Genomic DNA, 25,321 nt, shown 5'->3' with positions numbered 1-25,321 from the left:
AAATTACAAATTTTAGATAAAATTTTTTGGAGGGAAAATGAAAATCAAAGAAATTATTGTCGTTGAAGGAAAAGACGACACCACGGCCATCAAACGCGCTTTAAATGCTGATACAATAGAAACGAATGGTTCAGCTATTAATCAGGAAACATTAAATAAAATTCGCTTGGCGCAAAAGGTCAGGGGAGTGATTGTTTTTACTGATCCTGACTTTCCGGGAGAGAGAATAAGACAAATCATTTCACAGGAAGTACCCGGATGCCAGCATGCGTTTCTGCCAAAGCACTTGGCTATCCATAAGTCAGGGCGTGGGCTGGGTGTTGAACATGCGTCTGATGAAGCCATCAGAGATGCATTAAAAAATGCGAAACTAATGGATTCGGAATTAAAAGAAGTAATCAGTAAGGATGATTTGGTCTTATTTGGTTTAGTTGGCGGTCCAGGTTCCGCTGAGAGACGGGAAAAGTTAGGTCGATATCTGAATATCGGCTATGCAAATGGCAAACAGCTATATACAAGATTGAAGATGTTTGGAATCTCAAAGGAAGAGTTCATGAAGGCAATCGAACATATAAATGGAGTGGAAATAAATGAATAAAGATATTGCAACCCCAATTAAAACAAGAGAAATACTGGATAAATATGGATTCTCCTTTAAGAAGAGTCTTGGCCAGAACTTCTTAATTGATACAAACATACTACGAAATATTGTTCACCATTCGGGTGTTCACTCAGAGAGCGGAGCAATAGAAATTGGGCCGGGTATTGGCGCGTTGACAGAACAATTAGCAAAGAACTGTAAGAAAGTTGTAGCCTTTGAAATAGATCAACGCCTTTTGCCGATCTTAAAAGATACTCTTTCAGCTTATGATAATATCCAAGTTATTCACGAGGATATACTGAAAGCAGACGTAGCAAAAGTGATTAAGGAGGAGTTTACTGGTCAGGTAGATGATCTTCATATTGTAGCGAACTTGCCATATTACGTTACTACGCCGATTATCATGAAACTACTTGAAGAACGTCTGCCCCTTGAAAGCATAACGGTTATGCTTCAAAAAGAAGTTGCTGATCGTATGGCAGCAGCTCCAGGAACGAAAGAATATGGGTCATTGTCGATTGCAGTCCAGTATTACACAACAGCTGCAGTAGCCATGATTGTACCGAAAACGGTATTTGTGCCGCAGCCTAATGTAGATTCTGCTGTTATCCATCTAAAGGTCAGAGATAAACCGGCTGTAGAGGTTGAAGACGAAGGTTTCTTTTTTGAAATTACGAGGGCAAGTTTTGCTCAAAGAAGAAAAACGATTTTAAATAACTTAGTTTCCCAGCTTCCTGATGGAAAAGCAAGAAAGGAACTGATTCTCCAAGGGCTGGAAGCTGCGGGTATAGATCCGATTAGAAGAGGAGAGACATTATCTCTGCAAGAGTTTGCCGATTTGAGTAATGCTCTTAAACCTCATTTTAAATAAATATATTAAGCAAAAAAAGCCAGTTCAAGTTGATCTGGCTTTTTTCTGTCTTCACATCTGACCCTTGATCTGCATAGCCTATGTTGAATCCATTGATTAGTTGCAGTGACATAATATGGAGTGAGGCTTTCATGATAAAGGTTAATGATATAGTTGGTCGGAAATCGTATGATTGCGATATCTATTTTCGTGTTATAGATATTTTGGAGCATGATGGCGGAAAAATTGCGATCATATTTGGTGAAGATATACGTTTGGAAGCAGATGCACCCCTCTCGGATCTAAAAGTAATAGGCGAAGATGAGAGAGCTACAAGAAATATGTATACAGATACTTTGGTGAATCAATCAAATCATCTTATATCACAGGAATTTGAGCGATTGCGTCATAAAAAAGAATATGAAGTCACAGATGGGTACCGACAGCCTGTTGATTATTTTCAAATCCCTGGAAAGGTGCTGCATCTTGATGGAGATCCTAGTTATTTGGAGAAATGCCTGACCCTTTATAAGCGCATTGGAATTCCTGTACACGGAGAACATTGTAAGGAGCGTGAAATGCCTTATAAGGTTGGAGAATTATTGGATCAATACAGGCCTGATATCCTTGTCATCACAGGCCATGATTCCTATTCGAAGTCTAAAGGAGCCATTAATGATATAAATGCATATAGGCATTCAAAGGACTTCGTAATGGCCGTCAAGGAGGCTAGGAAAAAAATTCACCATTTGGACCATTTAGTTATCTTTGCAGGTGCTTGCCAATCTCATTTTGAATCATTAATCGTTGCTGGTGCTAATTTTGCCAGTTCTCCTTCCCGTGTGAATATCCATGCATTAGATCCGGTTTATATTGTTGGAAAGATAAGTCTTACGCCTTTTATGGATCATGTGAATGTATGGGAGGTTCTTCGTAATACTTTAACGGGTGAGAAAGGGCTTGGAGGAGTTGAATCGAAGGGTGTTCTTAGAATCGGAATGCCTTATCATACAAACGAGGCGAAGGAAAAGCTTGAAACAGATGACTGATTGTCTAACCCATATCATATGGTTTTTTAAAAGGTTCTTACCTATCTCTCAACTCTTGAATTAGTACTATTTATAAGCAGATTCTTAACAGAATGATTGCTAATGCCAAAAGTACCGATGGTTAATGATCGGTGCTTTTTTTATATTCACCAGATAAAGGGATAAAGTCAGTATTGATCCCTGCTAAATTGATTCCGCTGACTCGTGTTTAGTGAAGGGTAGAATGTTTTGTAGAAGTGGCTCTCCAAGATAGTTTTATTCAACAAAATAAATCATTTATCCTCTCTATAATCTTAAACATAATGTAATTGGAATTTACATACATATCTATCTGTCGAATAGGGTAGAATAAAAGAGAGAAAAAAACGGTATTTTTCTTGTGAAAAACATTGACAAACAAATTTGATCACTGATATAATTTATTATTTTATTTGACCGTCATTAGTCTATGTGATATACTACTTTTAGTGAGGTGGACGAAGCATGCCAAAAAGTTTGAATGATATTAAACAGATTTTGGATTCCCATTTGGGACAGAAGTTGCTACTCAAAGCGAATGGCGGTAGAAGAAAAACTATCGAACGTTCAGGTGTATTAGCTGAAACTTATCCCTCAGTATTCGTTGTCGAATTAGATCAGGATGAGAACTCTTTTGAAAGAGTTTCATACAGCTATGCAGATGTATTAACAGAAACGGTAGAATTAACATTTACTGAAGAGACATCAGGAAAAATGGCGTAACGGCAGTGAACAATAGTTCTCTGCTTTTTTATTTGCCTACATGAATATATTGGCTGTTATGAAATTTAGTTTTAGATAAATGATATAAAGGTCGTACCGATAAAAAGGAGCTGTTAAACTTGGGCAGAAGAAGTATGATGTCTGAAAAGTTTAAAGAAGAGCTTGCTAAGGAACTTGGTTTCTGGGATGTAGTGCAGAAAGAAGGATGGGGCGGAATTAGAGCCGTTGATGCAGGGAATATGGTGAAAAGGGCAATTGAAATAGCAGAGCAGCAATTAGCCAATCGATCATAAATGCTGTGACATTCGACTTTCCGAAAACTAATACTTGTTCGGTACGGCAATTAAACCCCAGGGATTTATATCCTGGGGTTTTCTTGTTCGCCACAAATTAAAGAGAAAAATTTATACGAATAGTGGCGATTGGTGTTACGAAAATGTACAATGTGAGAAGGTAACAAAAGGATAAGTAGGTGAACAGAATGAAATGGATGGAGAAAGCACCTGCTAAGATTAACTTGGCACTGGATGTTTTATATAAAAGGGAAGATGGCTTCCATGAAGTTGAAATGGTTATGACGAATGTCGATTTAGCAGATCGGATCGAACTGATGGAACTAAATAACAATACCATAAAAATTAACTCGCATAACCGCTATGTGCCGGATGATAGTCGGAATTTAGCTTATCAGGCAGCAGCATTATTGAAAAAGAAATACGAGATTAATACAGGTATTGAAATAACCATTGATAAACATATCCCTGTGGCAGCAGGTCTTGCAGGTGGCAGCAGTGATGCTGCAGCAACATTAAGAGGGTTAAACCGCATTTGGAACCTTGGCCTTTCTATGGACCAGCTTGCAGAGCTTGGAGCTGAGATAGGATCAGATGTATCATTTTGTGTGCATGGTGGTACAGCAATCGCAAGAGGCAGGGGAGAAAGAATTGAGCATTTGCCAGCACCTCCAAACTGCTGGGTAGTTTTGGCGAAGCCGACAATAGGGGTATCTACAGCAGATGTCTATCGTAATTTGAAGATAAATGAATTGGCACACCCTAATATAAATTCAATGGTAGAGTCTATATATAATCAAAATTATGAGGCTATGTGTCAAAGTATGGGAAACGTTTTAGAGAGTGTAACGTTAAAAATGTATCCTGAAGTGAAAATGATTAAGGAACAAATGAGCAGGTTCGGAGCTGACGCTGTGTTAATGAGTGGAAGCGGACCTACAGTATTTGGCTTGGTTGAACATGATTCACGTATGCAAAGGATTTATAATGGGTTAATGGGTTTTTGTGAACATGTTTATGCAGTTCGCCTGCTTGGAAACAGGCTGGATATTGAATAAGCACGGACATTAATATAAAATCATAATAAAATATTCGTGTTCTGGGGGTAAAAATGAAATTGCGCAGAAGTGAACGTCTTGTAGATATGACAACCTATTTGATGGATCATCCCTCCACCCTTATTCCACTATCCTTTTTCTCAGAAAGATATCAATCTGCGAAATCTTCTATCAGTGAGGATCTCGTGATTATTAAACAGACCTTGGAAGCAATGGGGAATGGAACGTTGGTTACTGTCCCTGGAGCGGCAGGCGGAGTAAAGTATATTATTGGCGTGAGTATGGAGGAATCTGACCAAATCATCAAGGATTTATGTGCTTTGATGGAGACACCGGAAAGGCTGTTACCAGGCGGCTACCTTTATATGACGGATATTTTGGGTCAGCCAAAAATAATTGGTAACGTAGGAAAACTAATTGCCTCACATTATGCAAACCAAAATATTGACGTTGTTATGACAGTAGCAACAAAAGGTATTCCTTTAGCATATTCAGTAGCTCACTATTTAAATGTTCCGGTGGTTATTGTCAGAAGAGATTCATTAGTAACAGAAGGCCCGACATTAAGCATTAATTATGTGTCAGGCTCAAATAAAAGAATTCAAACAATGGTCTTGTCGAAGAAAAGTCTTAAAAGGGATTCGAAGGTTTTGATTGTGGATGACTTCATGAAAGCCGGCGGAACCGTAAACGGTATGATTAACTTAATTGAGGAATTTGATGCAAATGTAGCAGGGATTGCTGTGTTAGTTGAAGCTGAAAATTCTGAGGAGCGTCTTGTCGATGAGTACCTATCTTTGATTAAATTGACGGATGTGAATATGAAGGACAAAACAATTAAGGTAAATAAAGGGAATTTCTTCCGATCTAAGTAGGAAGTAATCGGCATAACCGATTGGATGTTCAGTGCCTTTTATACTGCGATTATATTCAGTTATTAAAAAGTTTCACAATTATTTCTATATTTTTCAAAAAAAAGAAGGAATATCATAATTTTTGTGGAAATAGTTTAGTAATTCGCATTATAAAAGGTGGTGACATAGATGGAAGTGACTGACGTAAGATTACGCCGCGTCAATACAGATGGTAGAATGAGGGCGATTGCATCCATTACTTTGGATAATGAATTTGTTGTTCATGATATTCGAGTTATAGATGGGAATAATGGCCTGTTTGTGGCAATGCCAAGCAAACGCACACCAGATGGAGAGTTCCGTGATATCGCTCATCCAATCAATTCTGGAACGCGCGGTAAAATCCAGGAAGCTGTTCTTGCCGAGTATCACCGTATTGGTGAAATGGAAGAGGTAGAGTTAGAAGGAGCAGGAGCATCTTAATAGATAGAAAATTTAAAATCAACATCTAGAGCCGACCATCTGAGAGGCTCTTTTTTATTTTTCTTCACAAATTCCTCTAATACTCTCCAGTGCATTTCTCTTCACAAATTTATAAATTAATTCATGGTTTTGACTCCACTTCTTGAAAAGAACATGGAGTTAAGGTATATTCGTAATGGATAAAAAGGTAAACGGAGGGCAATCATGACGAACCGAAATGCTGTAATACTAGCTGCGGGAAAAGGGACGAGAATGAAATCCAGCTTATATAAAGTATTACATCCCGTATGCGGCAAGCCGATGGTAGAACATGTTATAGATAACGTATCATCCATTAAGGCGGAGAAAATTGTAACGATTATTGGTCATGGCGCTGAAGAGGTTAAGTCAGTCTTAAAGGACAAGACTGAATATGCACTGCAAGCAGAACAATTAGGAACTGCCCATGCGGTTATGCAAGCACAGGACCTACTTGGTAGTGAAGAAGGCACAACTCTTGTGATTTGCGGAGATACACCTCTTATTACAGCAGAAACGTTAGATGCATTATTAAATCTGCATGCTGAGCAAAAAGCAAAAGCTACAATCCTCACGGCACGAACAACCAATCCTGCTGGTTATGGTCGTATCGTGCGAAACAAAGAGGGCTTGGTTGAGAAAATTGTAGAACATAAAGATGCAACTGAAGAAGAATTGCTTATTGAAGAGATTAACACTGGCACTTACTGTTTTGATAATAAGCTCTTATTTGATTGCTTAAAGAATGTTTCTAATCATAATGCACAGGGTGAATACTATTTACCGGATGTTATTGAGATACTAAAGAAACAGGGAGAAATTATTTCTGCATATGAGACACCTGATTTTGCAGAAACGCTAGGTATTAATGATCGAGTAGCACTGTCTCAGGCAGAAACATATATGAAGCGTCGTATTAATGAACAGCATATGCGTAATGGAGTCACTATTGTAGATCCAGAAAACACATATATCCATAAGGATGTACAAATAGGAACGGACTCATATATATATCCAGGTACGACTATTACTGGTCATACAGTAATAGGAAGCGGCTGTAAAATAGGGCCGAATACGGAAATCGAAAATTGTAATATCGGAGATAATACGGTTATTCGCCAATCGGTTGCACATGATAGCCAAATTGGATCTGAGGTTCAAATAGGACCTTTCGCCCACATTCGTCCTCAATCCAATATTATGGACGATGTTAAAATTGGAAACTTTGTTGAAATCAAAAAAACCACCTTTGGTAAAGGAAGCAAGGCATCTCATTTAAGTTACTTAGGAGATGCAATTGTTGGAGAAGGTGTAAATGTTGGATGCGGAAGCATCACGGTAAATTATGATGGTAAAAATAAATTCCTGACTACGATTGAAGACGGAGCTTTTATCGGTTGTAACTCGAACCTGGTTGCTCCTGTAACTGTAGGCAAGGGAGCATATGTTGCCGCTGGTTCAACGATTACGAAAGATGTTCCAGGTGAGGCATTATCAGTTGCCCGTGCACGTCAGGTAAACAAAGAAAATTATGTAGGCAAGTTAAATCTTAAAAAATAGTCTTGGAGGCCCATAATGTCAAATCGATATTTAGATCCTAATTTAAAGGTTTTTTCTCTTAATTCGAATCCCGGATTAGCAGAAGAAATTGCTAAAGAGATTGGCGTTGAATTAGGAAAATGCACAGTGTCGCAATTTAGCGATGGTGAAGTACAAATCAATATTGAAGAAAGTATTCGCGGATGTGATGTTTATGTCATTCAATCAACAAGCCAGCCTGTAAATGAACATCTAATGGAGCTGCTAATTATGATTGATGCGCTGAAAAGAGCGTCTGCTAAGACCATTAATATTGTTATGCCTTATTATGGTTACGCGCGTCAAGATAGAAAAGCAAGAGCACGTGAACCTATTACAGCCAAGCTTGTAGCTAATTTATTGGAAACAGCAGGGGCATCACGTGTCATTACACTTGATCTTCATGCTCCTCAAATTCAAGGATTCTTTGATATTCTGATTGATCACTTAATGGGTGTGCCAATTCTTGCGGATTATTTCCAACAGAAGAATTTGGAGGATATCGTTATTGTATCTCCGGATCATGGCGGAGTAACAAGAGCCCGTAAAATGGCTGATCGCTTAAAAGCACCTATTGCTATTATTGATAAACGCCGTCCAAGACCAAATGTTGCAGAAGTAATGAATATTGTTGGCAACATTGAAGGAAAAACAGCTATCTTAATTGATGATATTATTGATACTGCCGGTACGATTACACTCGCTGCCAATGCGTTGATTGCAAATGGAGCAAAAGAAGTATATGCCTGCTGTACACATCCAGTACTATCAGGTCCGGCAATTGAAAGAATTCAAAGCTCCAAAATTAAAGAACTGGCTGTTACAAACACCATTGCACTACCAGAAGAAAAAAGAATTGATAAGATCGTAAATCTATCAGTGGCTTCTTTAATTGGAGAGGCAATTATCCGTGTTCATGAGGAACAATCAGTAAGTACATTATTCGATTGATCAGAAGTCTGCCATAAGGCAGACTTCTTTTAGTTATCATTCAATGTAACTTACCCATAGTGATAAGTGAATTGTTTCGAGTTCGGGAGATTAGGGAATAATGAAAGGGTGATATTTAAAATAGATTAGGATGGTGAAGCAAAATGGTTACAAATTTAACAGTAAGTGAAAGAACAGATTTGAGACACTCATCTTTAAGAGAATTAAGAGCAAAAGGTAATTTCCCTGCAGTAGTATATGGGAATCAAAAAGAAGCGAAGACAATATTTGTAGATGAAGGTAGTTTTTTAAAGGCGATTAAAGAAAGTGGACGCAATGGCGTACTATCACTTGAGATAAATGGTAGTAAGGAAAAGGTAATGCTTACAGAGTATCAACAAGATCCTATAAAAGGGCATATTATGCACGCTGACTTTTTAATCGTAAATATGTCGCAGGAAATGGATGTAGAAGTTAGGATTGATCTTGTTGGACAGGCAGAGGGTGTAAAATCCGGCGGTATGCTGCAACAATCTCTGCACACAGTAACTGTATCATCTAAGCCTGATGATATTCCAAGCTCAATCGAATATGATGTTTCTGAATTAAAAATTGGCGATTCCATTATCATCGCTGATTTAAATGTTGAAGGTTCTTATACCATTTCACAGGATGAAGATGAAGTCGTTGCATCTATCCTTCCTCCTACAGTTGATACGGATGATGATGCTGAAGAAAAGGAAAGTGCCGAGACAACAGATAATAAAGAAGACTAAGATTAAACTAAGATAGAGCAATATAGGTCGTGAATTAAGAAGGTTGTTGAGAACTGTCGTTTCTCAGCAGCCTTTTTTATCATGACAAAAAAGAGAAGAGGACATGCTAAAAAAATCACAAATTTTTGTTATCCTTATTTTCCTTTGAGGATGAAACAGTATAAAATGTTAAGAGGAAACTAATTAGTTTGATATTCACAAGGATGTGTAAAGGTATGAAGTTGATTGTAGGTCTTGGAAACCCAGGATCACAGTATGAGCGAACACGTCATAATATCGGGTTTTTAATCATTGATTATTTGGCTGAACGCTGGAATATTAAAATGAATCAAAGTAAATATAATGGCTTATATGGAACAGGAACCGTTAATGGAGAAAAGGTCGTTTTATTAAAGCCATTGACATATATGAATCTTTCGGGGGAAGCCATTGCTCCGTTAGCCCGTTTTTATAAAATAGGTCTGGATGATATTGCAGTCATCTATGATGATCTTGATTTACCAAGGGGTAAAGTTCGACTCAGACAAAAGGGAAGCGCCGGCGGTCATAATGGGATGAAATCAACCATCCAGCATTTGGGCGGAGATAGTTTTAACCGTATAAGAGTTGGAATTGGCAGGCCGGAAGGAAGAATTCCCGTACCCGATTACGTTTTAACCAATTTCAAGGATGATGAATGGGAAATCATGAAGGAGGCAATTGATAAATCCTTAAAAGTCTGCGATCAATGGCTTAATGAGCCATTTTTAAAGGTAATGAACTCATTTAATGGGCAATAATCATATCCATCCACTAGACTGAATAAACAATAAGATAATGGTGCATACTAGCGGTATATAATAAAGCGGAGGGTATGATATGACGCTACATTATTGCTGCAGGCACTGTGGGCACACTTTAGGTGAGATTAGCGAACAGCAGGATGAATTATATCAATCGGTTTATGATTTTCTTTCAACCGAGGAAAGAAAAGAGATTATTGAATATGGTGAGAATGGAACTATTCGCATTCGATCAATTTGTGAAAGCTGCCAGAATACGCTGGATCAAAATCCAGACTATCATTTGCTTGAACACTTAATACAATAAGACAGTGGACTGCTTTGGATGAAAATTCCAAAGCGTTTTTCTGTTTATTATTTTCACATAGCAGACCAACTATAAATATATAAATTATGTAGAAGGCTGAAGGGAGGACGGATTATATGAATAAATTGCAGCAACTACTTACAGATAACAAAGATATTCGATCCATTACAGATGGGCTACAGGAAGGTCTGAAGGAACAATTATTAGCCGGTTTAACAGGTTCTTCGCGTTCTCTCTTTATGGCAGCGCTATATGAACAAACAAATCGGCCCCTTCTAGTGGTGGTACCGAATCTTTTACATGCCCAAAAAGTATATGAAGACCTAACGTCGATTTTAAATAAAAATAAAGTATTTCTATTTCCAGCAAATGAATTGATTGCTGCTGAATTAAGTATTGCCAGTCCTGAACTGCGTACACAGAGAATAGAAACACTTAATTATCTTGCAACAGAGGAAAAAGGCGGAGTTATTATTGCTCCGATTTCCGGTATTAAAAAGGTGCTTCCACCTCGTTCTGTTTGGAAGGAATCCTTGATTGAATGGAATGTGGGCGATGATCTGAATATCGAGAGCGTATTGGAGAATTTAATCTCGCTTGGATATTCGAGAACGGATATGGTATCGACTCCAGGTGAGTTTTCTCTTAGAGGCGGAATATTGGATATCTATCCTCTGACAGAAGAAAACCCTTTCCGGATTGAATTGTTTGATACAGAGATTGATTCCATTCGTATATTTTCAGCTGAAGATCAAAAATCGCTACAAAAGGTAGAAAAGGCATTTATCAGCCCGGTCAATGAAATTATTTTGAATAAGGGCAATGTGGCTAAAATAGCAGAGCATTTAGAAGCCGGCTTAAGCCAATCCTTAAAGAAGATTAAAAATGCAGATGCACAACAGCGGATGGTTCAGCAAATCGAGCATGAAATTGAAATGCTTAGAAGCGGGAATAAGTTTGACCATATCACTCAATATATGTCACTGGCCTATGATAAACAGGCTAGTTTGCTAGATTATATTCCGACAGAGAGTATCGTCATTTTTGATGAAATCAGCAGAATTCAGGAGATGGGTGAACAGCTGGATAAAGAAGAGGCTGAATATTATACAACTCTACTTGATGAGGGGAAAATTATTCATGATATTACTCTATCTCATTCACTCTCTTCACTTATGAGTCAACATAAATATCCGCATATTTATATGTCATTGTTTTTAAGGCATGTACCTCAAACAAGCCCTCAAAACATCGTAAATATCAGCTGCAAGCAAATGCAGGATTTCCATGGGCAGATGAATTTATTTAAAGCTGAGGTAGAACGCTGGAAAAAAGGAAAATACACAGTTGTTCTTATGGGTGCCGATGAGGAGCGGGTCAAGAGAATAGAGCGTATCCTAGAGGATTACGAAGTCGATGCAAGCTTTGTACAAAATAAAGATGATATTAAGATAGAATCCCTGCAAATTATGGAGGGGCAGCTACTGACTGGATTCGAGCTTCCTATGCAGAGACTAGCACTCATTACGGAGAAAGAACTGTTTAATAAGCGAACAAGAAAATCAGCCAGAAGGCAAAAAATGTCCAATGCCGAACGTATAAAAAATTATTCGGAATTGAAGCCTGGCGATTATGTTGTCCATGTAAATCACGGGATAGGGAAGTTTATTGGTATTGAAACATTAGAGATTAATGGAATTCATAAAGATTATCTTCATATTCGCTATCAGGGAACTGATAAGCTTTATGTGCCAGTAGATCAAATTGACCTGATTCAGAAATATGTTGGTTCAGAAGGTAAAGAACCTAAGATGTATAAGCTTGGCGGTAATGATTGGACACGCGTAAAAAGTAAGGTTCAATCAACGGTCCAGGATATAGCTGATGATCTAATCAAATTATATGCAGAACGAGAGACCGCGAAGGGCTATGCTTTTATGCCGGATGGAGAAATGCAGAAGGATTTCGAAGCCTCTTTTCCATATAAGGAAACAGAAGATCAGCTGAGATCTATTGTTGAAATCAAGAAGGATATGGAACGTGAACGTCCAATGGATCGTTTACTATGCGGTGATGTAGGATATGGGAAGACTGAGGTTGCCATTCGGGCAGTATTTAAAGCTGTTGCTGATGGTAAACAGGTTGCCTTTTTAGTGCCAACTACCATTCTTGCACAGCAGCACTATGAGACCATGCGTGAAAGGTTTCAGGATTTCCCAATCAACATCGGCCTTTTAAGTAGATTCAGAACAAGAAAACAGCAGAATGAAACAATTAAAGGTCTAAAAAACGGAACAGTTGATGTGGTTATTGGAACACATAGAATTTTATCTAAGGACATCGTTTATCGAGATCTTGGTTTACTTGTTGTAGATGAAGAGCAACGATTTGGTGTAACACATAAAGAAAAAATTAAACAACTAAAAACAAATGTAGATGTTCTGACTCTGACAGCTACCCCAATACCAAGAACCTTGCATATGTCCATGCTTGGTGTGAGGGATCTTTCAGTAATTGAGACACCTCCGGAAAATCGTTTCCCTGTGCAAACCTATGTAATGGAATATAATCCGATGCTAGCACGGGAGGCAATTGAGCGGGAGATGGCAAGAGGAGGACAGGTATACTATCTGTATAACCGTGTAGAAGATATTGAAAGAAGAGCTGAAGAGCTGTCGATGCTAATCCCGGATGCCAAAATCGTGACTGCGCATGGAAAAATGACAGAAAGTGAGCTTGAATCTGTCATGTACAGTTTCCTTGAGGGTGAGGCTGATGTGTTGGTAAGTACTACCATAATTGAGACTGGAGTGGATATTCCTAATGTAAATACACTCATCGTTTATGATGCAGACAGGATGGGCTTATCCCAGTTATATCAACTACGGGGAAGGGTTGGAAGATCCAATCGTGTAGCATATGCGTATTTTACTTATCGGCAGGATAAGGTATTGACAGAGGTTGCAGAAAGAAGATTGCAGGCAATAAAGGAATTTACAGAGTTGGGTTCAGGCTTTAAAATAGCAATGAGGGATCTGACCATTCGAGGTGCAGGTAATCTTTTGGGTGCGGAGCAGCATGGCTTTATCGATTCTGTTGGATTTGACCTTTATTCCCAAATGCTCAAAGAGGCAATTCAGGAACGAAAAGGGGATACCAATAAAGAAGTCCATAATCTGATTGAAATTGATCTTAAAGTAGATGCATATATTCCGGATTCTTATATTTCTGACGGCAATCAAAAAATCGAAATGTACAAACGTTTCAGAAGCATATCAACTTCTGAGGAATTGGATGAACTTCAGGAGGAAATGCTTGACCGATTTGGAGAATTTCCACAAGAAGTTACCTACCTGTTTAAAATTGCAGAAATTAAAGTTCTTGCCATTCGGGCAGGTGTAGAATTAATTAAACAAACAAAAGATGAAGTTACTATTATCACCTCTGAAAAAACAAGTAAAGAAATTGATGGACATGTATTATTCAGATCTGCTTCAAAGTTTGGTCGTATGGTCGGACTGGGTATGGAGGCTAATCGCTTGAAAATGGTTCTTTACGTAAAGAAAGTACCGGTTCAGGACTGGCTCAATGCTGCCTTTGAATTAGTTTCTGAGTTGGAACGTAACAAAAAGGTTAAAGAAAAGACTGAATAGTAAAATGTGAACTATGTGCTTTTTAAAGCAATCAAGTGTACCAATGCCCTCCTTTTTATGGTGATACATAAAGAAAAAATTTTCTTTATGTATAGAAGTTACCATTAGAAAAATACTATGTACAACATCGGCGGCATAGTCGATTTGGGCAGCAGGATGTGTCGCAAAAAATCAACCCGATGAAAGAGAGGCAACATAGAATGAAAGCAACTGGTATTGTTCGTCGTATAGATGATCTAGGACGCGTTGTTATTCCAAAAGAAATCAGAAGAACATTGAGAATCCGTGAGGGAGATCCTTTGGAAATCTTCGTTGACAGAGATGGCGAAGTAATTTTAAAAAAATATTCTCCTATCAGTGAACTTGGAGACTTCTCTAAAGAATATGCAGAGGCACTTTATGATAGCTTAGGAAACCCAGTTCTAATCTGTGACCGTGATACATTTATCGCAGTAGCAGGAAGCTCTAAAAAGGAATTCCTTAATAAAGCAATCAGTGACTCTTTAGAGAAAATTATGGAGGATCGTAACTCAGTTCTACATACTCAAAAAGGTTCTTTTTCACTTGTAGATGGCGTTGATGAAGAAGTAGCATCCTACACAGTGGCTCCAATTGTTGCAAACGGCGATCCAATCGGCGCAGTTGTGATTTTTGCTAAAGAAGCTACAGTTGGTGAAATTGAATTAAAAGCAATCGAAACAGCTGCAAGCTTCCTTGCGAAGCAAATGGAACAATAATATATTATTGTTTAACGGTTAATTGTGAAAACTCCAAGGAGTCTCCAATTAACCTTTTTTTGTCTCCTAAAAACAGGACATGACTATGAAAAAGAGGCAACCAATACTCCAAATAATGATTATTTTTGCTTATGTTATAATGTTTTGGAAATAGATAGAGAGGTGCTTTATTTGGATGAGCCGTCAGAATGATTCTTCACACAAAGTTTTAAAGGGCGCTGTTATTCTGACAGCAGCAGCTTTAATCGTAAAAATATTGAGTGCTGTATACCGAATTCCTTTTCAGAATATGGCTGGGGACACGGGTTTTTATATTTATCAACAGGTTTATCCATTTTACGGAATAGCTGTTGTTCTGGCTACTTATGGATTTCCAGTTGGTATCTCTAAGCTACTGATCGAATTTAACAGGTCTGGTAATGATAAAAAAGAAAAGAATAAAATAATAGCAGCTTCTTTTATATGGGTTGCTCTCTTCGGAATTATATTGTTTTTATTCTTGTACTTGGGAGCGGACTTGATAGCGAAGATTATGAATGATATTCAACTTGCCCCGTTAATTCGTATGGTGGCCTTTTCCTTTTTGCTAATGCCCTTCATTTCCATTGTAAGGGGTACTTATCAGGCGTCTGGAAATATGCTTCCAACTGCACTTTCCCAGACCTTTGAGCAGCTATTTAGAGTTACCTTTATTTTGATTGGTACATATTTGCTTATGAAATTCGAATATTCTTTATACACTGTTGGAAAAAGTGCGATAGCAGGGTCGTTAATTGGCGGTATTGCCGCTATGGGGGTTTTGGGACTTTATTTATGGAGAGAACGCCGTGATTATTTTCCAACCCTGATGCCAGAAAAGGAAATATTGATCAAAACGGGAGCAGTCCTTTTATTTCAGGGGTTAGCTTTTTGTTTAAGTAATATGTACTTGCTCCTTCTTCAACTAATTGATTCCTTCCAACTGTATACGAATCTCCTGTCTCAAGGGATACCTGCAGAGGAAGCGAAAGCGATGAAGGGTGTTTATGACCGAGGGCAACCGTTGATACAGGTAGGGCTTGTTGTAGCCACTTCACTTTCTTTGTCAATTGTCCCGGTATTAACCAGCTTGCAAAAAAGTAAAGCAATTGAAGAAGTAAAGAAAATGTGCCGTTTGGCTATAAAAATCAGTTCTGCTATTGGGGTTGGAGCAGCTATTGGGTTGGCTGGAATTATTCAGTCAGTAAATATTATGCTTTTTAAAGATGATGAAGGGGTTGGAGCTTTAAGCGTTCTCGCTATTTTAATATTGTTCGCATCCCTCCTGGTGACATGCTCAACTATTTTGCAAACAATGGGGTTTTGGAAAGCATCAGTTATGGTTATTCTGCTATCGGTAGGGATTAAAGTCCTTTTAAATCCTTGGTTGATTGCCGGAAGCGGAATAAAAGGGGCTGCCTACGCAAGTCTTCTTGCGCTGATGGCTGCTTGTATCCTGCTGCTTTATCTGGTAGGGAAATATATAACTGGAAGGAATATGGAATTTCATCATATAGCAAGCCTGGTGATAGCCGGAATTGTCATGTATATTGTATTAAAAGGCTATTCAGCTTTACTTTCCTTTTTTGTGGGGGAACTTGGTCAGTCAAGAATACTGGCCTCCATACATGCATTAAGTTCCGTTGCAATCGGAGGAATGATTTATCTGTATATGCTGCTTAAAATGAATCTATTTGAAAATGATGAATTGGCCCATCTACTTGGAGGACATCATTTGATAAGAATTATGAATAAAGGGAAAATCAAACGTTAGGAGAGCTGAAGTGTGACTAACCAAATCACAATTATAGGTTTAGGGGCAGGAGAGCTTGATCAAATGCCTTTGGGCATTTATAAATTACTGAAAAATACAGAGCTCGTATATGCGAGAACTATTGAACACCCGGTATTGAAAGAATTGGTGGCTGAGGGTCTGAAGGTTGAGAGCTTTGACTCCATCTATGAGGAGCATGATCAGTTCGAAGCAGTTTATGAGAAAATTGCAGAAATTCTAATTCAGAAGGCTAAGGTCCAGGATGTAATCTATAGTGTGCCGGGGCATCCGCTAATCGCTGAAAAGACTGTACAAATCTTACTTTCGGAAGGTGAAAAGAAAGGGATACCTGTACATATTAAAGGCGGCCAAAGCTTCCTCGATGCCATGTTCACATCCATTAAAGTGGATCCGGTTGAGGGTTTTCAATTTCTAGATGGTACGGACCTTTCATTGAGGGATGTCAATATCACTCAGCATATGATTGTAAGTCAGGTTTATGACGCCTTTGTTGCTTCCGAAGTGAAACTGACCTTAATGGAAAAATATCCGGATGATCATGAAGTTTATTTAGTGACCGGTGCGGGGATGAGCTCCGAATCAGTTGAACGTATGCCACTTTATGAATTGGATCGTGCCATGCAATTGAGCAATTTAACGTCAGTCTATGTACCTCCGATTCAGAAGGAAGAAAATCAATATAAGGAGTTTTGGAAGCTGAGAGAGATCATTGATAAACTCAGATCTCCGGAGGGATGCCCATGGGACAGAGAACAGACTCATGAATCGCTAAGGAAGTATTTACTGGAAGAGGCTTATGAACTGATTGATGCAATTAATGAAGGTGATATTGATCACATAATTGAAGAGCTTGGTGATGTATTACTTCAGGTGATGTTACATGCCAGAATCGGGGAAGATGAAGGGTACTTTTCCATTGATGATGTCATTCAAGGGATATCTGAAAAAATGGTGCGCAGACATCCCCATGTTTTTGGTAATGAAAGGGCAGAATCAGCAAAAGATGTAGAGGAAACCTGGCAGAGGGTTAAAAAGGAAGAAGGTTCAAATACCTCTGATTCCATTTTGAATGTCAGCACCCATTTTCCGAATCTTATACAGGCTTATGATATTCAGAAGCAAGCCTCTAAATTGGGCTTTGATTGGAATGATGTTTCACCTGCCTGGGAAAAGGTTTTTGAAGAACTTGATGAATTTAAAGCAGAGTGGAATAAGAATAAACCAGACACCCATAATATAGAATCAGAGTTTGGAGATGTTCTGTTTGCCCTTGTAAATGTGGCTAGATTGTTAAAAATCAACCCTGAAGAGGCGCTACATCGGACAAATCAAAAATTTAGAAAGAGATTTTTGTTTGTAAATGATTGCGTAAGGGAATCAGGAAAAGCATGGAGCGATTATACACTTAAAGAGCTTGATGAGTTTTGGGAACAAGCCAAAGAGTCAGGTATATAAAGGAATAAATGGAGGTTGAATACATAGTGAGATTAGATAAGTTTTTAAAGGTTTCCCGGATTATTAAAAGGAGAACAATTGCAAAAGAAGTTGCAGATCAGGGAAGAATTAAAATAAATGGTAAAGAATCCAAAGCTTCAGCCGATGTAAAGATTGGAGATATTTTGGATATCAGATTGGGGCAAAAAGTACTGACTGTCCGTGTAGATAAACTTCTGGAGACAACGAAGAAGGATGAGGCAGCAGGAATGTATACCCTCATAAAAGAAGCAAAACTATCAGAGTCGTTTTAAGCATGGTCTAATTCCTATCATCCTATCATACACTTGTACAAATGTTTGATAATGGGGGATTAGGATGAACCAATATTATGATACAAACCAAACGAGTAAATCAGCTGGACCTGATCACGATATTAGCATGAAGGGTAGAAGGCTTCTCGATATATCAGGTGTTAAGCAGGTAGAGAGCTTTGACAATGAGGAGTTCCTTCTCGAAACGGTCATGGGGTTTCTTTCGGTCAGAGGGCAAAATCTACAAATGAAAAACCTGGATGTCGATAAAGGAATTGTATCAATTAAAGGTAAAATACTTGAAATCAATTACTTGGACGAACATAGCGGGGAGAAAGCTAAAGGATTCTTTGGCAAACTGTTCAGATGAGTCTGGACACCCAGTTTGTAACCCTGTTATCCATGATTGGCATGGGTATTTACTTTGGAGCAGCATTTGATACATACAACCGCTTTTTAGTTAGAGCAAAGAGAAAAGTATGGTTTGTTTTTATTAATGACATCTTATTTTGGTGCATTCAGGCCTTGCTCATTTTCTATGTTTTATACGAATCCAATCAGGGAGAATGGCGCTTTTATATCTTATTGGCACTGCTATGCGGTTATTCCGCCTATCAAGCCCTTCTTAGAAATTCATATAAAAGATTGCTGGAAATGACTATTTATTGGGTTAATAAATTCAGTAAATTCCTTGTTAAATTGGGAGCTCTCTTATTCATTCGGCCAATAAAAGGGTTAATTGCGCTAATTATTACTGTTATATTGCTTATATTTCAAGTGTTGCTAAAGTTTGGCAATCCTCTATTATGGCTTGCCAAGTATCTTTTAAAGGCATTAATATCGATAGTAAGGGTGATTTTCTATCCCTTTACTAGTACAGCGTCATGGCTTTGGAAGACAATTCCGGGCGGTGTGCGATCACCTGTCGAAAAGTTTTTTGATAAACTAGCAGGAATTGGAAAAAAGTTGAAGAATACTATCAATAAATTATTAAAAAAATGGACAAATAAGTCTTAAAGGAGGAAAGGAAATGGGATCGCTTGATAAAAAGAAGGAAAATATCAAACAAATCGATACGCCATATGCCCAATATCAAGAGAAACGAACCCAGTCCTTTGAGAAAAAGAAATTAGGATTGACAAGAAGGCTTGTAATATTTGGGCTTTTTGCCATCATAACAACTGGGATCGTTCTTACAACACTCTTTTCTCAACATTCCGCTTTGAAGGCTAAAGAAGAACATAAAAGTGAATTGAAAGTGAAATTGTCAGATCTTCAAAAGGATGAAGCAAGATTAAAGGAAGAAATCATTAAATTGAATGATGATGAATATATAGCAAAGTTTGCGCGTAAAGAATATTTTCTATCAGATGATGGAGAAATAATATTCAATCTTCCCGAAAATGAGGGCAAGTAGATATCCCTCACGTTGACACATATTTTTTTAAGTGATTATAATATAAGGGGAAGCTATAACTTCCATTATTTTATTTTTTTAATTTCTTAAGGAGGAGCAATTTTTTTATGTCAATCGAAGTAGGCAGCAAGTTACAAGGTAAGGTAACAGGAATCACTAATTTCGGAGCATTTGTTGAGCTGCCCGAGGGTTCAACAGGACTTGTCCACATCAGTGAGGTTGCTGATAATTATGTAAAAGATATTAATGATCACCTAAAAGTGGGAGATCAAGTTGAAGTAAAAGTCATAAATGTAGAGAAAGATGGCAAAATCGGTCTTTCTATAAAAAAAGCTGTTGAGAAGAAGGAGAGCGAACAACCTGCGCAATCATCTTATCAACAACGACCTCGTTATAACAGAGGAAACGATTCACGTGGTGGAAGAAATGACTCTCGGGGAGGAAGAGGAGGACATGATTCCAGACCGCCGCGAGAAAGCTTCGAACAAAAAATGGCCCGCTTCTTGAAAGATAGTGAAGAGCGTATGTCATCTCTTAAGAGGAACACAGAATCCAAACGAGGTGGCAGAGGCGGAAGACGCGGCTAAACCTTGCTGCTGAAACAAAATGGCAATTTATATAACAGACCAACATCAGTTGTTGGTCTGTTTTTGTTTTTTACATTTGATTATCAATTGATATAGGGATTATATGGCATAGATAGGGTAGTATAATCCTGCTGTTTAAAGGATTTGACTAGAATGAGCATGTCAGTAAATGTTGTTCATTTAAAAATCAATAAAGCCATCATGTTAAAAATGTTTGATTGTTGAGTGTTCTTATAGATGGAATAGTATGAAGTGATAAATCTAGAAGAGTTATATTCTTTATAAACACAAAAAAACCAGGGATATATCCCTGGTTTTTTGTATAGATGACCCCTACGGGATTCGAACCCGTGTTACCGCCGTGAAAGGGCGGTGTCTTAACCGCTTGACCAAGGGGCCTCAAAATAGCGGCGGAGGGGATCGAACCCCCGACCTTACGGGTATGAACCGTACGCTCTAGCCAGCTGAGCTACACCGCCATAATCAAATATACTTTTAAACACAAAAATTATCTTACAATCTAGTAAATACTTTGTCAATGGTTTAAATATTTTAGCCAATAATTAGAATATTACATTTAAATAAGTATCTATTTCTTCTATCTTCTAGCCTTTCCTACAAAGTAGTTTAATAAAATATTCTCCTTTATGATTCCTTCGATAACCTTTGTGTTTTCTTCTGCCCATTCACATGGAATGCCGTCGAACACTTTATAAAAACTCATCCTCCGTTCTGACAAATTTAGGATTATATCCCCTTTATAATAAAAGACAATCACCTGTTAGGGAGTGGTAATGTGGATAAAACACAAAGTACAATGTATGGATCGGTAACGGATGTTCAATATGATGCTGGCAAATGGAATCCTACTCAATTAGTGGACAAGTATGTAACGAAGCTAGAGGATTACTTCGTGAAACAAGGATATATATTAGTAGTTTTGGGATTTCTCCTGGGAAGGGCGCTTATCCTTTCACAGTTGGCTCCTTTTTCTCTCCCATTCTTTGCAGCAGTATACATGATGAGGCGGGAACGTTCTCCGCTTGTTATGGTCGCCTCAATAGGAGGTGCGTTAACAATCTCCTGGTCAGCAGGTTTAAGTTTATTTGCTTCATGTGCCTTATTCCTCCTCTTATATAAGCTAAGACAGCCATCAGTGGAGAATCAATTTAAAGTTGTTGGTGTATATGTTTTAATAGCCATGGGAATTGCAGGAGCAACGGAACGCTATTTGAAATATATGAAGTTTGAGATATACGATGCCATGATGATCGGTGTTGAAGCAGGTTTAGCTCTTATTCTTACCATGATTTTTATTCAATGTATCCCACTGATTGCTATGAAAAAAAGTCCACAGGGACTAAGGACAGAGGAAGTTATCAGTTTGATTATCATGCTGGCCTCTGTTATGACCGGTACGATCGGCTGGTCGATTTATCATATATCTCTTGATCATACATTGAGCAGATACTTAGTTCTCCTTTTTGCAGTCTCTGGAGGAGCCTCAATTGGATCGACAGTAGGAGTGGTAACTGGTTTAATATTCAGTCTGGCCAATCTGAGCAACCTTTTCCAGATGAGCTTATTGGCCTTCTCTGGTTTACTAGGAGGCCTTCTTAAAGAAGGGAAAAAAATAGGGGCATCATTAGGTTTAATAATTGCCACATTATTAATTGGCCTTTATGGGGAAGGGAGTCAAAATATATCAGTAACTCTATATGAATCTTTATTGGCTATTGCTTTATTTTTTATGACCCCTGCTACCCTTATTTCAAAAGTAGCCAAACATATTCCTGGAACAGCAGAGCATACGAATGAACAGCAACGTTATGTCAGGAGGGTCAGAGATGTTACTGCGCAAAGAGTGAATCAATTTTCATCTGTTTTCCAGGCTTTATCGAATAGTTTTTCACAGATGGAGGAACAAACAACGAAGGAGGTAGAAAAGGAACGTGAGTTGGATTATTTTCTTAGCAATGTGACTGAAAAAACATGCCAGACCTGTTTCAAAAAGGATCATTGCTGGGCGAAGAATTTTGATTATACGTATGGAATGATGGGAGAGTTGGTTGAGAGTTTACAGGACGAGTCCGGGCAAGTTCCGCAGGCCACGCAGAGAGAATGGAAACGGTTCTGTACAAGATATGATAAAGTGACGGAGGCGATGCTTCAGGAGATCTCTTATTACAATGCAAACCAAAAATTAAAAAAACAAGTGAGAGAAAGTAGAAAGCTCGTGGCAGATCAACTCCAGGGAGTTTCAAAGGTAATGGAGGACTTTGCTAAGGAGATTACAAAAGAACGCGAAAATCTCCATATTCATGAAGAACAATTACTGGATTCCATACGGGGGTTCGGTTTGGATATCCACCAAATAGAAATTTATTCCCTGGAACAAGGGAATGTTGATATAGATATGCAAATCCCAGATTGCGAGGGAAGTGGTGTAGGTGAGAAATTAATTGGCCCCATGCTCTCAGATATATTGGAAGAGCATATCATTGTTTACAAAGAAGAGTGCAGTTCGTTTCAGGGAGGTTTATGCCGCTTAACATTCCGTTCTGCCAAACGCTACACAGTAGAAACTGGTGTAGCCCATGCTGCAAAGGGAGGAGGGCTTGTATCAGGGGACAGTTACACCATGATTGACATCGGAAAAGGGAAGCATGCGATTGCCATTAGTGATGGCATGGGAAATGGAGAAAGGGCCCATAATGAAAGCTCAGAAACCTTAGGGCTACTGCAAAAAATACTAGAGTCTGGAATAGAGGAAAAGGTAGCTATTAAATCGATTAACTCGATTCTCTCATTGCGGACTACAGATGAAATCTTTTCAACACTTGACTTATCGATGATTGATTTGCAGGATGCGAGTGTGAAATTTTTAAAAGTGGGTTCAACTCCAAGCTTTATAAAGAGAGGGCAGCAGGTTACGAAAATCCAATCTAATAACTTGCCAATTGGTATTATCAAAGAATTTGATGTGGATGTGGTTCATGACCAATTAAAGGCCGGTGACCTTTTAATTATGATGAGTGATGGAATATTTGAGGGGCCAAAACATGTAGAAAATTATGAAGCATGGATGATTAGAAAGATTAGAGAAATCGGGACTGACAGGCCACAGGAAATAGCTGATATTATTCTCGAGGAGGTAATCAGGACAAGCTCAGGAAAAATTGAAGATGATATGACAATTGTCGTCGCACAAATCAATCATAATATTCCAAAATGGACAAGTATACCTGTCGGTGCCAAGAAGAAAAAAGCTCAATAATAATATCCTCCTAATCGTATAAAGCGCCTATATATAGGCGAAGATGGAAATAATAATAGCGGTATAGGAGGATGATGAAATGAAGACAGGTACAGTTAAACAAATATTATTGCTGACAGACGGCTGCTCCAATCAGGGAGAGAGCCCGACAGCGATGGCTGCACTAGCACGTGAGGAAGGAATTACTGTAAATGTAATTGGTGTTATGGATAAGGACATTATAGACGAGGGGGGAATGCAAGAGATTGAGAATATAGCATCATCTGGTGCTGGCATTCATCAAATCGTCTATGCTGAGCAATTATCACAAACTGTACAAATGGTCACTAGGAAGGCAATGAACCAAACGATACAGGGCGTAGTGAATAAAGAGCTTCAGCAAATATTGGGGAATCATATCACTATGGAAGAATTACCACCTGATAAACGCGGCGAGGTAATGGAGGTAGTGGAGGATCTGGGAGAAAAAGTAAAAATGGAGGTTCTTGTATTGGTTGATACAAGTGCCAGTATGAAGCATAAGCTGCCAACGGTTAAAGAGGCGCTTATAGATTTGTCTATAAGTCTAAATGCGAGAAGTGGTGAAAATCAGTTCTCAGTTTTTATATTTCCCGGGAAAAGAACCGAAGTGGAAAGAGTAATGGATTGGAGTCCTAGACTTGAATCTCTTTCTAAAATTTTCGCCAAATTAACGACTGGAGGGATTACCCCGACTGGTCCGGCTATTCGTGAGGCCATTAAGTATTTTAATAAAGAGTCTTCTATAAGGAGAATAGTAGGCGACGATGATCAATACTTCGAAGAAACCATGTAGCTTCCCAATTGGATCAGTAATCAGGGGCAAATGGCATCATAAGAGTTATATCATTCGAAAAGAATTAGGGTATGGCGCTAATGGAATTGTTTACCTCGCAGATTCTTCGGATGGATCAGTAGCAATCAAGTTTAGTGATAACAGTGCTACTATTGCTGCAGAAGTAAATGTATTAAAATCATTTGCAAAGGTCCAGGGAATATCCCTAGGACCTTATTTGATAGATGTGGATGATTGTATAGGGAGTGGAAAAATTATTCCTTTCTACGTGATGGAGTATATTTCCGGAGATTCCTTTCTAACGTTTGTGCAAAAAAGAAGTTCAGATTGGCTTGGTGTACTCATGCTGCAGCTTCTAAACAGCCTTGAGGAAATGCATAAGCTAGGATGGGTTTTTGGGGATTTAAAACCTGAAAACTTGATAGTACAATTACCCGATTTTAAAGTCCGTTTTATAGATGTAGGAGGAACCACGCAAATCGGTCGTGCGATTAAAGAATACACTGAGTATTTTGACCGGGGATATTGGGAGCTGGGGGGCAGAAGAGCAGAGCCATCATATGATTTATTTGCGCTCGCTATGATAGTGATCAATGCAGCCTATCAAAAAAGGTTTAATAAAAACGGAGAAGGAATTAACCAATTAAAGGAATTGGTGAAAAACAAGCAGGAACTCAGAGAGTTGGAGTCCATTCTTTTAAAAGCTTTGAAGGGTCATTACATAACGGCAACTGATATGAAAAAGGAAGTCATATCTCATTTACACACAAAACAAACCGCTACCCGCACCGCTGTAAAAAAGAATACTCCAGTTAACACCAGTCGAGTACAGATGAGGAAACGAAAATCCAATGATAAAAGCAGTTTCTTTGAAACGTTTTTTTTAGTTGCTATCATTACTTTGCTTTATGCATTTTATATGTTTGGTCAAGTTGTATAAGTTCACAACAAATAC

Annotated in this window: 26 protein-coding genes and 2 tRNA genes; 25 read left to right on the top strand and 3 right to left on the bottom strand. The window is 38.4% G+C overall.

The annotated features are described in order from the left end of the window. Nucleotides 1-37 precede the first annotated feature (37 nt). From rnmV to FHY47_RS18260, 22 genes are all read left to right on the top strand, one after another. Nucleotides 38-598, top strand: a complete 561-nt coding sequence (gene rnmV / locus FHY47_RS18365) for a ribonuclease M5 (RefSeq protein WP_066103188.1) — start codon at nucleotides 38-40, stop codon at nucleotides 596-598. Further along, nucleotides 591-1,472 carry a 16S rRNA (adenine(1518)-N(6)/adenine(1519)-N(6))-dimethyltransferase RsmA gene (gene rsmA / locus FHY47_RS18360; RefSeq protein WP_066103185.1) on the top strand — a complete coding sequence of 294 codons (882 nt, stop codon included), beginning with the start codon at nucleotides 591-593 and terminating at the stop codon, nucleotides 1,470-1,472. Before rnmV ends, rsmA begins: the two co-directional genes overlap by 8 nt. Nucleotides 1,473-1,603: 131 nt before the next feature. Continuing rightward, a complete protein-coding gene (gene yabG, locus FHY47_RS18355; RefSeq protein ID WP_066103182.1) occupies nucleotides 1,604-2,500 on the top strand; it encodes a sporulation peptidase YabG in 897 nt (298 codons plus the stop codon). A gap of 483 nt (nucleotides 2,501-2,983) precedes the next feature. Then, entirely contained in the window at nucleotides 2,984-3,241 is a 258-nt protein-coding gene (gene veg / locus FHY47_RS18350) for a biofilm formation stimulator Veg (protein ID WP_066103179.1), read from the top strand. A gap of 137 nt (nucleotides 3,242-3,378) precedes the next feature. Further along, nucleotides 3,379-3,534 carry a small, acid-soluble spore protein, alpha/beta type gene (locus FHY47_RS18345; RefSeq protein WP_066103234.1) on the top strand — a complete coding sequence of 52 codons (156 nt, stop codon included), beginning with the start codon at nucleotides 3,379-3,381 and terminating at the stop codon, nucleotides 3,532-3,534. Between the two features lie 188 nt (nucleotides 3,535-3,722). Then, complete coding sequence (gene ispE / locus FHY47_RS18340) at nucleotides 3,723-4,592, top strand: 4-(cytidine 5'-diphospho)-2-C-methyl-D-erythritol kinase (RefSeq protein ID WP_066103175.1); 870 nt, start codon at nucleotides 3,723-3,725, stop codon at nucleotides 4,590-4,592. 53 nt (nucleotides 4,593-4,645) lie between these two features. Further along, nucleotides 4,646-5,467 carry a pur operon repressor gene (gene purR, locus FHY47_RS18335; protein ID WP_066103173.1) on the top strand — a complete coding sequence of 274 codons (822 nt, stop codon included), beginning with the start codon at nucleotides 4,646-4,648 and terminating at the stop codon, nucleotides 5,465-5,467. Between the two features lie 168 nt (nucleotides 5,468-5,635). Beyond that, complete coding sequence (gene spoVG, locus FHY47_RS18330) at nucleotides 5,636-5,929, top strand: septation regulator SpoVG (protein ID WP_066103170.1); 294 nt, start codon at nucleotides 5,636-5,638, stop codon at nucleotides 5,927-5,929. Nucleotides 5,930-6,133: 204 nt separating this feature from the next. After that, nucleotides 6,134-7,507 (top strand): bifunctional UDP-N-acetylglucosamine diphosphorylase/glucosamine-1-phosphate N-acetyltransferase GlmU, encoded by a 1,374-nt coding sequence (glmU, locus tag FHY47_RS18325; RefSeq protein ID WP_066103167.1) that lies wholly within the window; start codon nucleotides 6,134-6,136, stop codon nucleotides 7,505-7,507. Nucleotides 7,508-7,522: 15 nt separating this feature from the next. After that, complete coding sequence (locus FHY47_RS18320; RefSeq protein ID WP_066103164.1) at nucleotides 7,523-8,476, top strand: ribose-phosphate diphosphokinase; 954 nt, start codon at nucleotides 7,523-7,525, stop codon at nucleotides 8,474-8,476. Between the two features lie 143 nt (nucleotides 8,477-8,619). Continuing rightward, nucleotides 8,620-9,231 (top strand): 50S ribosomal protein L25/general stress protein Ctc, encoded by a 612-nt coding sequence (locus FHY47_RS18315; RefSeq protein WP_148631343.1) that lies wholly within the window; start codon nucleotides 8,620-8,622, stop codon nucleotides 9,229-9,231. Nucleotides 9,232-9,446: 215 nt separating this feature from the next. After that, nucleotides 9,447-10,010, top strand: coding sequence for an aminoacyl-tRNA hydrolase (gene pth, locus FHY47_RS18310; RefSeq protein WP_066103158.1), 564 nt, complete (start codon nucleotides 9,447-9,449; stop codon nucleotides 10,008-10,010). A 79-nt stretch (nucleotides 10,011-10,089) separates the two neighbouring features. Next, the gene (gene fin, locus FHY47_RS18305) at nucleotides 10,090-10,320 is read left to right on the top strand and encodes an anti-sigma-F factor Fin (protein WP_066103155.1); all 231 of its coding nucleotides are present in this window, start codon (nucleotides 10,090-10,092) and stop codon (nucleotides 10,318-10,320) included. A 116-nt stretch (nucleotides 10,321-10,436) separates the two neighbouring features. After that, complete coding sequence (gene mfd / locus FHY47_RS18300; RefSeq protein ID WP_148631341.1) at nucleotides 10,437-13,973, top strand: transcription-repair coupling factor; 3,537 nt, start codon at nucleotides 10,437-10,439, stop codon at nucleotides 13,971-13,973. A 200-nt stretch (nucleotides 13,974-14,173) separates the two neighbouring features. Then, on the top strand, nucleotides 14,174-14,710 hold the full coding sequence (gene spoVT / locus FHY47_RS18295) for a stage V sporulation protein T (RefSeq protein ID WP_066103150.1): 537 nt from the start codon (nucleotides 14,174-14,176) through the stop codon (nucleotides 14,708-14,710). A 175-nt stretch (nucleotides 14,711-14,885) separates the two neighbouring features. Continuing rightward, complete coding sequence (locus tag FHY47_RS18290) at nucleotides 14,886-16,502, top strand: putative polysaccharide biosynthesis protein (protein WP_148631338.1); 1,617 nt, start codon at nucleotides 14,886-14,888, stop codon at nucleotides 16,500-16,502. A gap of 12 nt (nucleotides 16,503-16,514) precedes the next feature. Then, on the top strand, nucleotides 16,515-17,978 hold the full coding sequence (gene yabN, locus FHY47_RS18285) for a bifunctional methyltransferase/pyrophosphohydrolase YabN (RefSeq protein ID WP_077248005.1): 1,464 nt from the start codon (nucleotides 16,515-16,517) through the stop codon (nucleotides 17,976-17,978). Between the two features lie 26 nt (nucleotides 17,979-18,004). Then, nucleotides 18,005-18,271 (top strand): RNA-binding S4 domain-containing protein, encoded by a 267-nt coding sequence (locus FHY47_RS18280; protein WP_066103147.1) that lies wholly within the window; start codon nucleotides 18,005-18,007, stop codon nucleotides 18,269-18,271. 64 nt (nucleotides 18,272-18,335) lie between these two features. After that, nucleotides 18,336-18,641 carry a sporulation protein YabP gene (gene yabP, locus FHY47_RS18275; protein WP_066103144.1) on the top strand — a complete coding sequence of 102 codons (306 nt, stop codon included), beginning with the start codon at nucleotides 18,336-18,338 and terminating at the stop codon, nucleotides 18,639-18,641. Then, nucleotides 18,638-19,288 (top strand): spore cortex biosynthesis protein YabQ, encoded by a 651-nt coding sequence (gene yabQ / locus FHY47_RS18270; protein ID WP_148631336.1) that lies wholly within the window; start codon nucleotides 18,638-18,640, stop codon nucleotides 19,286-19,288. The genes yabP and yabQ overlap by 4 nt, the downstream gene beginning before the upstream one ends. 13 nt (nucleotides 19,289-19,301) lie before the next feature. Further along, complete coding sequence (locus tag FHY47_RS18265; protein WP_066103137.1) at nucleotides 19,302-19,688, top strand: FtsB family cell division protein; 387 nt, start codon at nucleotides 19,302-19,304, stop codon at nucleotides 19,686-19,688. Nucleotides 19,689-19,795: 107 nt separating this feature from the next. After that, complete coding sequence (locus FHY47_RS18260; RefSeq protein WP_066103134.1) at nucleotides 19,796-20,275, top strand: S1 domain-containing RNA-binding protein; 480 nt, start codon at nucleotides 19,796-19,798, stop codon at nucleotides 20,273-20,275. Nucleotides 20,276-20,602: 327 nt separating this feature from the next. Here the strand turns inward: FHY47_RS18260 and FHY47_RS18255 are convergent. From FHY47_RS18255 to FHY47_RS19370, 3 genes are all read right to left on the bottom strand, one after another. Next, nucleotides 20,603-20,674: transfer RNA gene (locus FHY47_RS18255), tRNA-Glu, on the bottom strand. 6 nt (nucleotides 20,675-20,680) lie between these two features. Beyond that, nucleotides 20,681-20,754, bottom strand: a tRNA-Met gene (locus FHY47_RS18250). Between the two features lie 119 nt (nucleotides 20,755-20,873). After that, the gene (locus FHY47_RS19370) at nucleotides 20,874-20,999 is read right to left on the bottom strand and encodes a hypothetical protein (protein ID WP_262366041.1); all 126 of its coding nucleotides are present in this window, start codon (nucleotides 20,997-20,999) and stop codon (nucleotides 20,874-20,876) included. Between the two features lie 72 nt (nucleotides 21,000-21,071). Here FHY47_RS19370 and spoIIE point away from each other — a divergent pair, with 72 nt between their 5' ends. The 3 genes from spoIIE to FHY47_RS18235 all read left to right on the top strand — a co-directional run bounded on the left by spoIIE (nucleotide 21,072) and on the right by FHY47_RS18235 (nucleotide 25,306). Continuing rightward, nucleotides 21,072-23,552, top strand: a complete 2,481-nt coding sequence (gene spoIIE / locus FHY47_RS18245; RefSeq protein WP_066103129.1) for a stage II sporulation protein E — start codon at nucleotides 21,072-21,074, stop codon at nucleotides 23,550-23,552. 79 nt (nucleotides 23,553-23,631) lie between these two features. After that, nucleotides 23,632-24,366, top strand: a complete 735-nt coding sequence (locus FHY47_RS18240) for a VWA domain-containing protein (protein WP_066103126.1) — start codon at nucleotides 23,632-23,634, stop codon at nucleotides 24,364-24,366. Continuing rightward, nucleotides 24,338-25,306 (top strand): protein kinase domain-containing protein, encoded by a 969-nt coding sequence (locus FHY47_RS18235; protein WP_066103123.1) that lies wholly within the window; start codon nucleotides 24,338-24,340, stop codon nucleotides 25,304-25,306. The genes FHY47_RS18240 and FHY47_RS18235 overlap by 29 nt, the downstream gene beginning before the upstream one ends. Nucleotides 25,307-25,321: the final 15 nt, after the last annotated feature.

This window comes from Bacillus sp. E214, from assembly GCF_008087365.1.
In the GTDB taxonomy this organism is placed as follows: domain Bacteria; phylum Bacillota; class Bacilli; order Bacillales; family Pradoshiaceae; genus Pradoshia.
The sequence above is the reverse complement of the archived record's forward strand: the minus strand, read 5'-3'. Positions and strand labels throughout refer to the sequence as shown.